Raw genomic sequence first — 13803 nt, 5'->3', positions numbered from 1 at the left:
TTTAATAATTGGTTTTCGGGGCGTGGCGCAGTCGGTTTAGCGCGCTTGCTTTGGGAGCAAGAGGTCGTCGGTTCAAATCCGACCGCCCCGATAATAAATATAATATAATAAAATTTTAACTTTTTACCTTTAACTTTTTACTTTTGTTTGTTAGTGTCCCTGTAGCTCAGCAGGATAGAGCATCTGCCTTCTAAGCAGAGGGTCGGGCGTTCGAATCGCCCCAGGGACGCATAAAAACTACAATAAATTTTTAATTTTGCATTTTCAATTTTTAATTGTAGTTAATGGTGGGCGTAGCTCAACTGGTTAGAGCGCTTGGCTGTGGCCCATGAGGTTGCGGGTTCAAATCCCGTCGCTCACCCTGTTTAGGAACTGGTAATCGGTTATCAGTTTCAGTAATCAGTGACAAGAAAATTTTATACTTTCAGGGTAATGATTTTAGTTTTTCGTTGGAACTTTTGATAAGTTCTTTTTGGTTCAGGAATGTAGCGATGCGGATAATATCTGAAAGGTCTTTTTTCATTCGGTCTTTTAAGTCAAGTTTCTGGTTTATATCAAACGCTCGCTGAAAATACTGCAATGCTTCTTCATATCGTTTTAAGTTTTCTAGTGTAAGCCCGATAGTACTTAAAGCCATTGCGATATTATAGGAATCTTCCAATTGTTTATGTATTTTTAATACCGCTTCAAATAATTTTAATGCTTCTTCGGATTTATTCTGTTTTTGTAAAAGGTTACCTAAATTCAAGAGATTCACAGCAACACCTGACAGGTTAGATTCACTACGATTTAGTTTTTCTGCATTTTCAAAATACTTTTGTGCTTCCTCAAAATTGTTTAAGTCCATCTCACACATTCCCAAATTGTTGTTGATAAGTGCACACCGCATCATATCTTTTTGTTTCTCGCCCAATTTCAACGCCTCGTTATACATTTCTTTCGCTTTATTGTAGTCCGCTTTTTCGCTGTAAAGCCGACCGAGATTGTTCAGATTTGTAATAATTTCTGATGATAAATTATGTTTGCGGTTTATTTCTAACGCCTGCAAAAATTTTTCTTCTGCTTCATTCATCTTTCCTATTATAAGATATACTGTGCCGATGTTGTTATATGATATTGCGATCCCTGCCTGATTATCAAGTAACTGGTTTATCTCTAACGCTTTCTGGAAGAAAACAATCGCATTAGTGTAGTCGCCATTACGAAACAAATTTGTACCTTTTTCATTTAGTTCAATAACATCCTGATTCTTGCTGGTTTCTTTGATTTCTATCTTAGGCACACAGCCGGAAAAGGCAGGTAGAAGGTAAAAGGTAAAAGGTAAAAGGTAAAAAAACTTCCAAGTTCTGCGTCTGTTCTGCGTCTTATTCTGCGTCTGTTTTGTGTTCTTCATATCATTTCTTTTGATACGGATTATATGATTCACTCAAATCAATTGATGCTGATTTTTCCTGTTTAGCACTTTTGTCCTTAAAAAACTGTGATTGCATTATTGACCTTGAGATGGTACTCATGTTCGCAGTAGTTTCTTCCGCATGCTTAAATATACTGTCAAGTTTTCCTTCTTTAGTCAAGATTTTTTCGCTTAACAGACCTACATTTTTAGATATAACCTGAAAATTTTCTAAATTCGCGAATAGCGGGCCTGCAGGATCGTTTAACCGTTTTACTAATTCAGATACATTCACGAGAATACTATCCGTTACTGATTGAGGCATTACAGCCATTTTTTCGGATAGTATTTTTTTGCCTTCATCTGAGTCATATGAAATAATGTAGCCATTGTTCGCAATTGGTGTTGCATTGATATCGCCAGGAATTATCTCAAGTGTTTTAGAACCTAATATCGGCGAGATCAATCGTAATACAGAACCTTTTCGGATTCGTCTTGAATGTTCTTCATAGACGGCTATTTTTATTGCGATATTGTTGTTCCCATCCAACTTCATACTTTCTAACGTGCCGATTGGGAACCCGTTCATATTAATCGCCATACCTTTATTTAATCCATCTGCTGATTTACAAATTGAATAGAAATAGTATTTCCGGCTGAATATCCTTTTACCACGCGCAATCAAGACCAAACTTACCAGTATTAGAATTATACCTAATATAATAAATGCATTTACCGTTTTTTCAAATTTCTTAAATTTCTCAGGCATTTTTTATTCACCTCCGCCAATATTTTTTATGATTTCTTTTGCATTTGGCGCCAAACAGATATTCTCATACTTTCCGCAAACTGCAATTTTACCGTCTGCAAGTACCACAAATCTGTCTGTTAGTTCTGTCGCCCATTTTAAATTATTTGTTGTCATTACAATAGTAGTTTTATTATTTTTAATTTGTTCAAGGATTTGTTTTATAATATCTTTATGATAAAAATCTAAATTGCTCGTTGGCTCGTCCAGAAACAGATATTTTGGCGAATAAATAATAGCCCGTATAAGCGCAACAATTTTTTTCTGGCTGATATTCAATTCCGGTGGCAAACAATAGATATTTTTTTGTAAATCTGCCATATTAATCCAATTATCTATTTTATCAAATATTTCCTTTTCTGACAACCCTGTGTGATACCGTAACGGAAGCGCAATGTTATCATACACATTCAAATTACTGATTAATGCAATATCCTGAAACATAAAACCCATTCGTTGCCTGATTTTGTATTTCTGGTTTTTATTGGCTTTTGTAAAATTGAACCCGTCTATGTTCACACTGCCTGTCGTTGGCTCAGTCAACCCTGCCGCAATTTTAAGGAATGTCGTCTTCCCGGAACCTGAAAGCCCGATAATTGTTACTGTTTCATTCGCTGGAACTGTTAGATTTAATCCTTCAAATATCTTTTTGCCTGTATCAGATATTGTATAACTAACATTGTTTATTTCAAACATAGAATAGCACCGTTAGTAAGCCGTTAAAAATAAATAAGAACAATAGCGAATGCACAACTGATTTTGTTGCTGCACGCGGTACTTCTATCAGAGATAATTTTACATTCAGACCTTGATGAACCGCAATTATTGAGATAATAATCCCGAATCCGAGTGACTTAAAAAATGCGACTATTATATCAACAAAAGTAATCGCATTTATAAGATTATTAAATAAAATAGTGAATGCTGCGTCGGCTGTGATATTAGCAGCAAGAAAACCACCTAATATGCCGACGATATTAAAATAAAATGTTAATAAAACTATTGAAATACTCATCCCTAAAAGCCGTGGTATCAAAATATATTCCAGCGGGTCAATACCCATTGACTCCAGCGCTTCTATTTCATTTGCGACTGACATATTGCCGATTTCGGTTGCGATTGCGCTGGCAGAACGGCCTATTACAATCAGTGCGGTAAATATAGGTCCGAGTTCGCGTATAATCACCAATACCAAAATTTTACCGATATACTTTTCAGCACCCCATTTAGGCAGTTGCGTGATACTTTGAATAACAATCACCGCACCGAACAGAACCGCAACTGAACTGACTAAAAATAATGCCTGAATAGCGGTAAAATAAATCTGCTTTTTTGTAATTCCGGATATTATTCTATTATGTTCTTTTTTTTTCTGGCTAAAAAGTCCTGCTACATTTTTTACAATAAAAATCAGCAGTGTAGAAATTTCTGCAAAATAGTCAAGTACCGAAAAAATATAGTTCACAAAAAACTTTCGCATATTAAGTAATAGTATATCAAATAAATTCTTTTATGTCAACTAATTGACAATTGGTAAAAAATTTGTATACTAATATTATAATGGCGATTGAAAATCGCCGATTACAATTATGAGCAATTTATCGTTAAAACTGGAGGAACTGAAATGGATAATCAGCCGAATCAGAAAGAAACCAAGCATCTGAATGCTTGCGGAACTGGCAACACAGATCAATCTGGGTATTAAAACTGACAAACTGATTTCCTATATTCTCAGCCAGATTGTTGAGATATTGGAAGTTGAATCAGCAACTTTGTTTTATCTAGATGATACGAAACGAGCCCTTATCCCTAAGGTAGTCAGGGGACCTAAAAGTTTAGAACTTGAAGAGGCGTTTAAGAAATTAAAAATAATGATAGGACAGGGTATTGTTGGATGGTCTGCACAACTTGGCAAACCGGTGATTGTGAATGACCCGTATAGTCATCCTAAATTTTCTAAAGAGTTTGATATAATGACGGGCTATGTGACGAGAAATATACTTTGTGTACCACTTGAAGTAAAGAAGAAACTTCGCGGGATTATTGAAGCAGTAAATAAAAAAGGCAATGAAGATGGTGGGTTCACGGAAGCGGACTCTGCATTGTTACATACTGCCAGTGCGTTGATGGTGCTTGCGATTGAAAACGAGGAGACAGTAGAAAGTTTGCGTAAAACCAGTCATTTTTATGAGACAATAATTGAGAATATGTCCGGTGGATTTATATCAGTTGGGAATGATATGAAGATAATAAATTTCAACCCATCAGCACAGAACATAATTGGTATTTCTAAAACAACAGTGGTTGGTAAAAACTTCAAGGAGGTATTGACATCGTATCCAGCAATATGCAAAATACTGGCTGAAACATTATCACAGAAAAAGACAGTTGCTCGTCAAGAAACAGAGTTTAGCAAAATGAGTGGCGAGACGATAAGAATCGGTTATACTACAATCCTTATTAATGACAAATCAGGTGAGCAATTAGGTTGCAGTATGATTTTTCAGAGATTGACAGTATAACGCATATTGTTCCAATGCGGGTTTGGAATTTTATGGAACTGATAGTTGAAAGCGGTCTAAATAAAGGCGCAGTTTACAAATTAACGCAGAAAGAGACGAGTATTGGCAGGCATCTGACCAATACGATTGTGCTTAATAACGAGAAAGTATCACGAAACCATTCTGTAATTGAGCAACGGGCTGATAAATTTTTTATTAAAGATTTGGGTTCAACAAACGGCACATTCGTTAATAATCTTAAAGTATCGCCCTCTACCGAGCAGGAATTACATAACGGTGATTTTATATCAATAGGTAGTTTTGTTTTACGAGCAACTATGATTTCGGAAACTGAAAAGAAACTCGGAATAGCCCATGCGGTATTTACAACAATCGGAACTGTTGAGAACGCAAAAGGGCTAAATATCCAAATCAAAGAAGATGGTGATACAATTTCGCCAACTGCAACTATAATACGGTTCGCCAAACAGCAAGTTATTCCTGATATACGGACAGCAGGTGCACAGCAGCAGGACACAAAAGCATATCAGAAAGCACTCCAGAACCTTAAAACAATCTACGAAATAAACAATGCTATCAGTTCTATATTTGAGATTAACGAACTGCTGAATAAAATTATGGAGACGATATTCAGTATTATAAAAGCAGACCGTGGGTATATTCTGCTTGTTAATTCAGAAACAGGCGAATGGGAAATCCCTGTCAACAGGAAACGAATCCACGATGGCAGAACAGAAATCCCGACGGTTTCAAGAAGTATAATAAACAGAGTTTTATCAAATAGCGAGTCAATACTTACCTCGGATGCTGCAACTGATGATAGATTCTTAAAAGAGGGAACAGCAGGTCAGTCAATAGTAAGTTTTGGTATTTCATCTGTTATGTGTGTGCCATTAAAAACACAAGATAAAATTATCGGCGTAATAAATGTTGATACAAAAGGTACAAAAGGCACATTTACACAGGATGAACTTGAACTTTTATCTGCGATTGGCGATGTTGCCGGTGTTGCGATTCAAAATGCGCGGCTTGTTGAAAAAAATATCAAAATAACAAAAATGACTGCAATCGGGCAGACGGTTGCATGTCTATCGCATGATATAAAGAATATTCTTTTTGGCTTGGATGCGGGTGCGATGGTTGTAGAGATGGGCATAAAAAAGCATGAGATGTCCAGGATAGAAAACGGCTGGATTGCAGTAAAACGGTGCAAGGCTAAAATTGCGGATTTGGTACTGGATATGCTCAGTTTGTCAAAAGACCGCGAACCTTCTTTAGAAGAAGTGGATATAAAAAAATTTATAGATGAAATAATCACAATCGTTCAATCGCGTGCAGATGAAAAAAAAAGCCAGTTGAAATATCAGTATGCAGACCAACTGCCGACTATGTTTCTTGACAAAAAATCTATAGAACGTGCTGTCTTGAACCTTATTACCAATGCGATAGATGCGGTTGAAAAAAACAAAGGCGAGATAATTGTTTCAGCCGAGTTTGATACTACATCAGATTCGCTTGTCTTGAAAGTAACTGATAACGGCGCCGGGATACCTGCAGATAATCTCCCGCATATTTTTGAGCTGGATTTTTCAACAAAAGGTACAAAAGGAACCGGTATCGGGCTGGCAGTTGTAAAAAAAGTAATAACAGAACATAAAGGCACAATTGAAGTTGCTTCCGCTGTTAATGAAGGCACAACATTTACTATCCGACTGAAACGTCTTCCGAAATGAAAAAGTTTTTTTACCTTTTACCTTTTACCTTTTACCTTTTACCTTTTACCCGCCTTTACCCACAGGATAAAATTAAGATATTTTCTAAAGGCGAACTGGTAAACCAAATCGCAAGTATTAAGTTCTCACCTGACAACAGATATTTAGGTGTCGCTACAAACTACTGGGTTGAATTACGGGCTGCACAGACACTTCGGTTACTAAAAACTTTTGAAAACCATAAGTACTTGATTAAATCATTTGCATTCTCGCCCGACGGAAATATACTCGCGATCGGCTATACAGATGGTTCTATAAAATTATGGGATACCAATTTCAGTAAAGAATTAAGAGCACTCAAAGAACATACGAATGTTGTTACATCGCTGACGTTCTCGCCTAATAGTAAATATCTTGCATCAGGCGACTGGGGTGGCTGTATTTTTTTGTGGGATGTACATTTTGGTAAACGAATAAGAAACTATGTTAAACATCTAACACTTGTAACCTCGCTGGATTTTTCACCACGGGGCGATATGCTTGCATCCGCCTGTGCAGATAATTCAATTATTGTATGGAATGTAAAAGGCGAGAATATACTGTATACTATCCTTGACCATTTTTCAACCGTCTCCTGTATAAAATGGAACAAACAGGGTGATAAAATTTATTCGTCAAGTTGGGATAAGACAATTCAGATATGGGATATGCGGTTCAAAGCATCATCAGTTTTTGCACGATTGTCTGAATTTGTCAACTCTATCTCGCTGTCTGCAGACGAAGAAAAACTTGCCTGCGGGTTAGTTAATGGTACAGTTATTGTGTATAATACCGAAACCCGAAAGGTTATCAATACTTTTTCTACTTACGATAAAACACTGTTAGAGGTTGCATTCTCGCCGTCTGATAAACTGGTTTCAGCAGGTGATACAAATACTATATGTTCTCATAAACTGGAACGGCGGCTGTCAGAAGTGCCTGAGATTGGTTCGGATATATGGCTAAATATTGATATTGGCGATATTGGCGAACTGTTTGATATGCTGAAAGAAGCTGATACGGATAGAACATTTCTGGCAACTGAAAAAAAAGGGCTTATAAAATCAGACGATGGTAAAACTAACTGGCAGCGAATTGATGAAGGTATCAACGATGTGGTTGTATCTGTTGAGATGGATGCGAAAAAAACGCTTTATGTCGGCACTAAAACCAAAGGTATTTTTGAGACGAAAGATTTAGGCGCTACCTGGAAAGAAGATAACGATGGCTTGTTTGAAATTTCAAAAGGTATCTATCCTGAAATTTTTGATATTACAGTTCAGCCAAAAACTAATAAAAAATATGTTGCAACTGCTAATGGTATCTATAAAAAAGAGAAAAAATGGGATTCCGTCTCAAAAGAGGTAGTCCAACGGCTCTGTTTCAGTCCGAAAGAACCTAAAAAACTGTATGCAGGTAATAAAAAAGGCGGCTTGTTTCTGTCAAATGACGCCGGTAAAAGTTGGAATCTGTTAATCAAGGAAGAAGACGAGACCAAGCCCGTTCGTTCAATAGCGGTTGACCCGGATACTGCAAAAGTGTTTGTTGCACGAGGTGATGAAGGTATACTGGTTAGCGATGATGACAAACTGTTCAGAGCCAAAAATTATGGATTGCCAACACCTATCCCACCATTAAAAGTTCATTCTGTAAAAATCAACCCTAAAAATTCAAGCAACATTTTTGTCGCTACCGATAAAGGTGTGTTTGTTTCCCGCAACAGAGGCGATATATGGAAGGACTACAATGATGGATTAGAAATAGGCGCCGTGACAGCATCAGTAGAAAAAACAAAACCAAAATTTATCGCAATCAACAACAACGAAAAAATATCAGTTGCAACCGCTGGTGGTATAAGCAGTGAATCTGGCGGTCAAATTATATGCGGTGGGCTGTTTGAGGTAGGCAAGGTGCAGGACAAAAAAGTAATGAGCAGTATCAATTTTGAAATAGATAGCGCTGAAATACGCATTGATGCATTCCCTGTTTTGAATGAACTGCTTGATAAAATCCGAGCCAAAAAAAAGCCGTATATAGTGATACACGGACATACTGATAATACTGGCACTGACGAGTATAATCTGCAACTTTCATTAAATCGTGCACAGAGTGTAAAAAATTATTTTGTAGGTAACGTGATTGCTGCAAACAAAATTCGGACTGCTGGTTTCGGGAAATCCAAGCCACTTGTCTCAAACGAGACCGAAGAAGGTAGAGCAAAAAACCGACGGGTAGAAATCCTAATCGCCGGCTTTGAAGAATAACAGGACAAAATTGAAAATTTTTAATCTCTGGCGAGAATCAAGCCATAGATTTTTTTTGCGCCGGCATGTCTTAAAACTTTTGAACATTCTTCAATAGTCGTACAGGTTGTGGTTATATCGTCTACTATCGCTACATTTTTGCCTCTGAATACTGACGGCTCTTTTACAGAAAAGGCATCTTTCAAATTGACAAGGCGCTCTTCGCGGGTAAGTTCAAATTGTGGTCGGGTTTCTTTTACTCTTACAAGATTATTTGAAATCACCTGTTTGTTCAGATTCTTACCTAAAAATTCGGCAAGAAGTTGTGACTGGTTGTATCCGCGTTTGAACTCTCTTTTTTTGCTTAACGGAACAGCAGTGATTAAATCAATATCAGCTGTATTAACCTTTTTTAATGTAGTATCTAATAAAAGTTTCCCAAGCGTTATTTTTAAGAATTCTGCTTCCTTAAATTTTAGTATCAACTCTCTTAAAATACCTGTATATTTACCGACGGTAATTATTTTTTCAAAATGATATTTTGTTTTTCGGCATTGCCAGCAATGCGCACCACCATCAGGCAACGGCTGATGACAGGTTAAACAGTATGGCGGTTTTATGTATTCAATTTTATTGAGACATCTATTACAAACAGACAGGTCAGGAGGTTCTACATCTTCACCACAGATAATACAGGTATTGGGAAAGAAAAAATTAAGGACGGGATTTATTATCTTTGATATATTCACGCTTTAACAATTTTTTTGCTTTTTTTGCTGATGGCATTCCTTGTATCAACAATCAACCTTGAATTTTTCAGGATAAAATTGTAGTCATAACAGGAATGGTCAGTAGAAATCAATACTGCATCAAATTGTTTCAGGTTATTTTTTGTTAATGTAACAGATTTTTTTTCTATTTGATGCCGACGCATTTTTGGTATTTTCAGAATATACGGGTCATTGTAGGAAACAACCGCACCTTTTCTTTCTAAAATTTCAATAAGTTCCAAAGATGGTGATTCCCTTATATCATCAGAGTCTTTTTTGTATGCCATCCCAAGTATCAACACTTTTGAATTTTTGAGTGGAATGCCTTTTTTGTTAAGTGCATCCTGCAATTTTTCAACAACATATTCAGGCATTTTAGTGTTTATCTCACCAGCCAGTTCTATAAATTTCGTCTGAAAATTATACTGTTTCGCTTTCCACGATAGATAAAACGGGTCTATTGGAATACAATGCCCACCCCAGCCGGGTCCTGGATAAAACGGCATAAATCCGAAGGGTTTCGTTTTGCTCGCTTCTATCACTTCCCAAATATTAAACCCCATTCTGTCAAACAGAATTTTCAGTTCGTTTATCATCGCAATGTTAACTGCCCTGAATGTATTTTCTAACATTTTGGTTGCTTCTGCAACTTTCATAGACGAAACTGGAACAACTTTGTTTATTACACTGCCATATAACAGTGATGCAATTTCAGTTGAAATTTTATTTATGCCACCGACAACTTTTGGAATTGTCGTCGTCGTGAAATTTTTGTTACCCGGATCCTCGCGTTCAGGCGAAAACGCAAGATAAAAATTAACACCTGCCTTAAGACCACCTTTTTCTAAAATCGGCTTTACAATCTCATCTGTCGTGCCAGGATATGTGGTGCTTTCAAGAATTACTAACTGGTCTTTGTGCAAAAACTTTGCAATTACTTCCGAAGTTTTTACCACAAAACTCATATCCGGCTCTTTCATCTCGGTTAATGGTGTTGGCACACAGATAATAATACAATCGGCGTTTTTCAATTCAGCGAAATCGGTTGACGGTTTTAGTGTATTCAGATTTTTGAGAGATGCTGATGGAATATGTTTGATATAACTTTTTTTGTTTTTAAGTGCTGTTATTTTTTTGCTATCAATATCAAGCCCAATAGTTTTGAAGCCACTCTTAGCAAACAGTATCGCAAGTGGAAGCCCTACATAGCCTAAACCAATAACACAAACAACCGCCTCTTTTCTCTCAATCTTTTCTTTCAGGTTCATAAAAAAAATTATACAAAAAAAAATAAAAAAGTCAAATAAAAAAATCCATATTACAAAAAAGGCGAGAGGTCTACAATAATCCTGTGAGTTCGTAAATTTCTATTGGCTGGAGTTTGCCTTTAAGATATTCTAAACCGAGTGGTTTAACAGTAACTATATCTTTTACTTTTTTGTAAGTATCCACACTGATTATGATTTTGGTATTGTATTTTTTATTTAATGATTCTAAACGAGAAGCAATATTGACATTATCACCGATAACAGTATAATCCATCCGCCTTTTTGCACCGATATTACCAACAACAACTTCACCGCTGTTTATACCAATACCGATATAACCAAAACAAATTCCAAATATATTCGGAGTTATTTGAAGCAACAAGTTTTTAGCTCCAAAAAAATAATACGATACATAGACAAAACAAAAAACCAACAGAAAACTAAAAACTATCCCTTTCCACCAGTTTAGCCGACGGACAATAATTGTAGTGACAAGGATTAACAGAAATAAAATAGTGAAATTTTTTGTTTGAGATAGTGCTACAATATAATCGCTATTCAGCAAGGTTGAGATAGCATTAGCGTGAAGTTCAACTCCTGACATCATCTTCATTTTTCTTTTTCCAAATGAAACCAAGCCAGTCAAAAACGGTGTATAAAAAACATCTGTTTCTTCACCAACAGATGGGATATACCCGACAAGCACGATTTTACCGTTGAAAAAATCAGGCGAAACTTTTTTCTGTAAAACTTTCCAGAATGGTATCGTAGGAAAACTTCCTGCAGGACCTGTATAGTTTATGTATGTAGCATTCTGTCTATCTAATGGTATAGTTTTTGTAGTAGAACGTTCATCCGGACCGACGCTGAAGCCCCTCTGACATTGTAGCCGCCGATTTTCAATCGGCGTAAACGGTGATTGAAAATCACCGACTACATGCTTGGCAGCTACTGCCTGCGCAAAGCAGAAATGTGTTTTACCAGAAGTGTCTGTTTTAGTTACTTGAATTCTACGAACACAACCATCTGCGTCTTTTAGCACATCAGCAAATCCATAATCCGCCGACGGTATAATTGGCAAGGTTGGCTTTTTTTCAGAACCAAAATAACTCTGCCAGATTATATTTTTGTATTTTAAGGCACTTGCAATTAAAGTATTATCGTCTTTCGGTAAACTTGGTTTTATAAAGAGTAAGTCAAACGCGATAACTTTTGCTTGAGAGAGATAATTAACTATTTCTACGTAATATGATCTTGGAAATGGCCACGGGTGAACGATTTTTTGTCGTGTTTCTTCGTCAATAGCGACAATAACAATTCTTGGGTCAGGCAGTTTAGTGGAAACACTTCTGGTAACAAGAAATCGTGCATCAATTGTCTTTAATTCCAGTGTCTCAAAAATACCACGATATGAAAGATAACCAATAACCAAACCTATTACCAAACCAAGAATTACAAAATTCAACTGACTAACAATAAACTTCTTCATTTTGCTAAAATCTGAAAACTGTTTCAGCACTGATAGTTCGTGGTGAAATTAGGTATTCGTAAGGTTGTTTGTATTTTTCATCAGATAAGTTTTCTATCTTGACAGAGATATCCAAATGTATATTCGGTGAATAGATTAAACCAAGATTACAAACTGTTTTTTCTAGAAGTGTGTAATTTTCTGGATAATAAAGATAATACCAACTCGTATATTGCTTGCTTGTATAATTTGCAGATAGTGTTGTTCTGAATTTGCCAATGAGATGATTTAACGAAATGTTAAATTTTGTTTTCGGTGCATATGGAACAATTTCGTTATAACTTATCAGTCCAGTAGTTTTACTTTTGTAAATTGAATAACTCCCATCAAGAATTGCGAATGAACTACCCTGTGGCAAGCCACAGGGAATTGCAAGTTAAATTCTATAAAATTCGTTGAAATACTTTATTGTTTTTTTCATGCCGACTTCAAAATTGACCAGTGGTTTATAGCCCAAGAATCTTTTGGCAAGCGTTATATCCGCAAGTGTATGCCTGACATCGCCGGCTCGCTTTGGTTTATAGACAAATCTCGGTTTGATTTTTAGGATTTTAGAAACTGTTCTGGCAATTTCCAAAACAGAATGTTTATCGTTACAGGCGATATTAAAAACTTTTCCTGATACATTTTTTGCTGTCATTGCAAGAAGGTTTGCACTTACTACATTATCAATATATGTGAAATCGCGGGATTGCTTGCCATCGCTGTGAATTTCAAACGGCTTGTTTTTTAAACCTGCATAGATAAACTTTGGTACAACAACTGCATATTTGGATTTAGGGTCCTGACGCGGACCAAACACATTAAAATATCGTAATGAAACCGTTTCAAGCCCGAATGTTTTTGAAAATACATAGCAATAATACTCGCCGGCAAGTTTTGAAGCTGCATATGGCGATATAGGTTTCGGTATTTGGTTTTCAGTTTTCGGCAATTCGGGTGAATCACCATAAACAGAAGATGAGGATGCGTAAATAAACCTTTTGACTTTTGCGTTTTTTGCCGCAATTAAAAGATTAAGTGTACCTGTGATGTTGACATCATTTGTTGAAACAGGGTCGTCTATAGAACGCGGAACAGAACGCAGTGCCGCCTGATGCAGCACATAGTCAACACCTTTCATAATTTTTTTAACAAGTTTTGTATCTCTTATATCACCTTTAACTACTTCCAGAGATTGTAGCCCCCGACTTGTAGCACCCGATTTTAATCGGGTGGGGGTTGAGAGATTGAGAGATTGAGCAAATTCTAAATTTTCCTTTTTGCCAGTACAAAAATTGTCCAGAACTGTAACGGAATATCCTCTTTTTAATAGCGCATCAACAATATGCGAGCCAATAAATCCCGCCCCACCAGTTACTAAAATCATAAAAACCTCATTTCGTGTTTCCGCAAACATGAAAACATCTTTTAGAATTGTATGTCTTTTAATAATCTAAAAATTGAATTAAACTTTCTCAATTTATTAATACTCAAAACATATATCATCTTGTTCCGTATTCTATAGCTTTTCAGGATTT

12 protein-coding genes and 3 tRNA genes are annotated in these 13803 nt (G+C 36.3%); 6 read left to right on the top strand and 9 right to left on the bottom strand.

Features of this window, described 5'->3' with window-relative positions; all coding sequences use genetic code 11:
- The first annotated feature begins 16 nt into the window (after positions 1 to 16).
- From AB1349_02710 to AB1349_02700, 3 genes are all read left to right on the top strand, one after another.
- Positions 17 to 91 (top strand) — tRNA-Pro (locus AB1349_02710).
- A 64-nt stretch (positions 92 to 155) separates the two neighbouring features.
- A tRNA-Arg gene (locus AB1349_02705) sits at positions 156 to 229 on the top strand.
- 58 nt (positions 230 to 287) lie between these two features.
- Positions 288 to 361, top strand: a tRNA-His gene (locus tag AB1349_02700).
- A 63-nt stretch (positions 362 to 424) separates the two neighbouring features.
- Here the strand turns inward: AB1349_02700 and AB1349_02695 are convergent.
- From AB1349_02695 to AB1349_02680, 4 genes are read right to left on the bottom strand one after another with little or no spacing between them, the layout of a single operon-like run.
- The gene (locus AB1349_02695) at positions 425 to 1393 is read right to left on the bottom strand and encodes a tetratricopeptide repeat protein (GenBank protein MEW6556244.1); all 969 of its coding nucleotides are present in this window, start codon (positions 1391 to 1393) and stop codon (positions 425 to 427) included.
- 1 nt (position 1394) lies between these two features.
- On the bottom strand, positions 1395 to 2162 hold the full coding sequence (locus tag AB1349_02690; protein ID MEW6556243.1) for an MlaD family protein: 768 nt from the start codon (positions 2160 to 2162) through the stop codon (positions 1395 to 1397).
- 3 nt (positions 2163 to 2165) lie between these two features.
- Positions 2166 to 2897 carry an ATP-binding cassette domain-containing protein gene (locus AB1349_02685; GenBank protein MEW6556242.1) on the bottom strand — a complete coding sequence of 244 codons (732 nt, stop codon included), beginning with the start codon at positions 2895 to 2897 and terminating at the stop codon, positions 2166 to 2168.
- The gene (locus tag AB1349_02680) at positions 2890 to 3666 is read right to left on the bottom strand and encodes an ABC transporter permease (GenBank protein MEW6556241.1); all 777 of its coding nucleotides are present in this window, start codon (positions 3664 to 3666) and stop codon (positions 2890 to 2892) included. The genes AB1349_02685 and AB1349_02680 overlap by 8 nt, the downstream gene beginning before the upstream one ends.
- A gap of 199 nt (positions 3667 to 3865) precedes the next feature.
- Here AB1349_02680 and AB1349_02675 point away from each other — a divergent pair, with 199 nt between their 5' ends.
- Genes AB1349_02675 through AB1349_02665 form a run of 3 tightly spaced genes read left to right on the top strand, consistent with a single transcriptional unit; the run spans position 3866 to position 8738 of the window.
- Positions 3866 to 4723: a GAF domain-containing protein gene (locus AB1349_02675; GenBank protein MEW6556240.1), complete on the top strand. Its 858-nt coding sequence runs from the start codon at positions 3866 to 3868 to the stop codon at positions 4721 to 4723.
- Positions 4724 to 4755: 32 nt separating this feature from the next.
- Entirely contained in the window at positions 4756 to 6456 is a 1701-nt protein-coding gene (locus AB1349_02670; GenBank protein MEW6556239.1) for an ATP-binding protein, read from the top strand.
- The gene (locus AB1349_02665; GenBank protein ID MEW6556238.1) at positions 6453 to 8738 is read left to right on the top strand and encodes an OmpA family protein; all 2286 of its coding nucleotides are present in this window, start codon (positions 6453 to 6455) and stop codon (positions 8736 to 8738) included. Before AB1349_02670 ends, AB1349_02665 begins: the two co-directional genes overlap by 4 nt.
- 20 nt (positions 8739 to 8758) lie before the next feature.
- On the opposite strand, the gene AB1349_02660 is transcribed toward AB1349_02665, so the two are convergent.
- The 5 genes from AB1349_02660 to AB1349_02640 form a co-directional block, all read right to left on the bottom strand.
- A complete protein-coding gene (locus tag AB1349_02660) occupies positions 8759 to 9466 on the bottom strand; it encodes a double zinc ribbon domain-containing protein (GenBank protein ID MEW6556237.1) in 708 nt (235 codons plus the stop codon).
- A complete protein-coding gene (locus AB1349_02655) occupies positions 9463 to 10755 on the bottom strand; it encodes a nucleotide sugar dehydrogenase (GenBank protein MEW6556236.1) in 1293 nt (430 codons plus the stop codon). The genes AB1349_02660 and AB1349_02655 overlap by 4 nt, the downstream gene beginning before the upstream one ends.
- A 70-nt stretch (positions 10756 to 10825) precedes the next feature.
- Complete coding sequence (locus AB1349_02650) at positions 10826 to 12244, bottom strand: adenylate/guanylate cyclase domain-containing protein (protein MEW6556235.1); 1419 nt, start codon at positions 12242 to 12244, stop codon at positions 10826 to 10828.
- Positions 12245 to 12248: 4 nt separating this feature from the next.
- Positions 12249 to 12641: a hypothetical protein gene (locus AB1349_02645; GenBank protein ID MEW6556234.1), complete on the bottom strand. Its 393-nt coding sequence runs from the start codon at positions 12639 to 12641 to the stop codon at positions 12249 to 12251.
- An 18-nt stretch (positions 12642 to 12659) separates the two neighbouring features.
- The gene (locus AB1349_02640) at positions 12660 to 13652 is read right to left on the bottom strand and encodes an SDR family oxidoreductase (GenBank protein MEW6556233.1); all 993 of its coding nucleotides are present in this window, start codon (positions 13650 to 13652) and stop codon (positions 12660 to 12662) included.
- Between the last annotated feature and the right edge of the window lie 151 nt (positions 13653 to 13803).

The sequence above is a fragment of the Elusimicrobiota bacterium genome (genome assembly GCA_040757695.1).
GTDB lineage: Bacteria > Elusimicrobiota > UBA8919 > UBA8919 > UBA8919 > JBFLWK01.
This window is presented reverse-complemented; position numbering and strand designations above follow the sequence as displayed.

Bases quoted from the DNA above. Each gene is read 5' to 3' on its own strand.
- AB1349_02640 (MEW6556233.1), bottom strand. From the start codon at position 13,652: ATGATTTTAGTAACTGGTGGGGCGGGATTTATTGGCTCGCATATTGTT.
- AB1349_02665 (MEW6556238.1), top strand. From the start codon at position 6,453: ATGAAAAAGTTTTTTTACCTTTTACCTTTTACCTTTTACCTTTTACCT.
- AB1349_02655 (MEW6556236.1), bottom strand. From the start codon at position 10,755: ATGAACCTGAAAGAAAAGATTGAGAGAAAAGAGGCGGTTGTTTGTGTT.
- AB1349_02650 (MEW6556235.1), bottom strand. From the start codon at position 12,244: ATGAAGAAGTTTATTGTTAGTCAGTTGAATTTTGTAATTCTTGGTTTG.
- AB1349_02675 (MEW6556240.1), top strand. From the start codon at position 3,866: ATGCTTGCGGAACTGGCAACACAGATCAATCTGGGTATTAAAACTGAC.
- AB1349_02685 (MEW6556242.1), bottom strand. From the start codon at position 2,897: ATGTTTGAAATAAACAATGTTAGTTATACAATATCTGATACAGGCAAA.
- AB1349_02690 (MEW6556243.1), bottom strand. From the start codon at position 2,162: ATGCCTGAGAAATTTAAGAAATTTGAAAAAACGGTAAATGCATTTATT.
- AB1349_02670 (MEW6556239.1), top strand. From the start codon at position 4,756: ATGGAACTGATAGTTGAAAGCGGTCTAAATAAAGGCGCAGTTTACAAA.
- AB1349_02695 (MEW6556244.1), bottom strand. From the start codon at position 1,393: ATGAAGAACACAAAACAGACGCAGAATAAGACGCAGAACAGACGCAGA.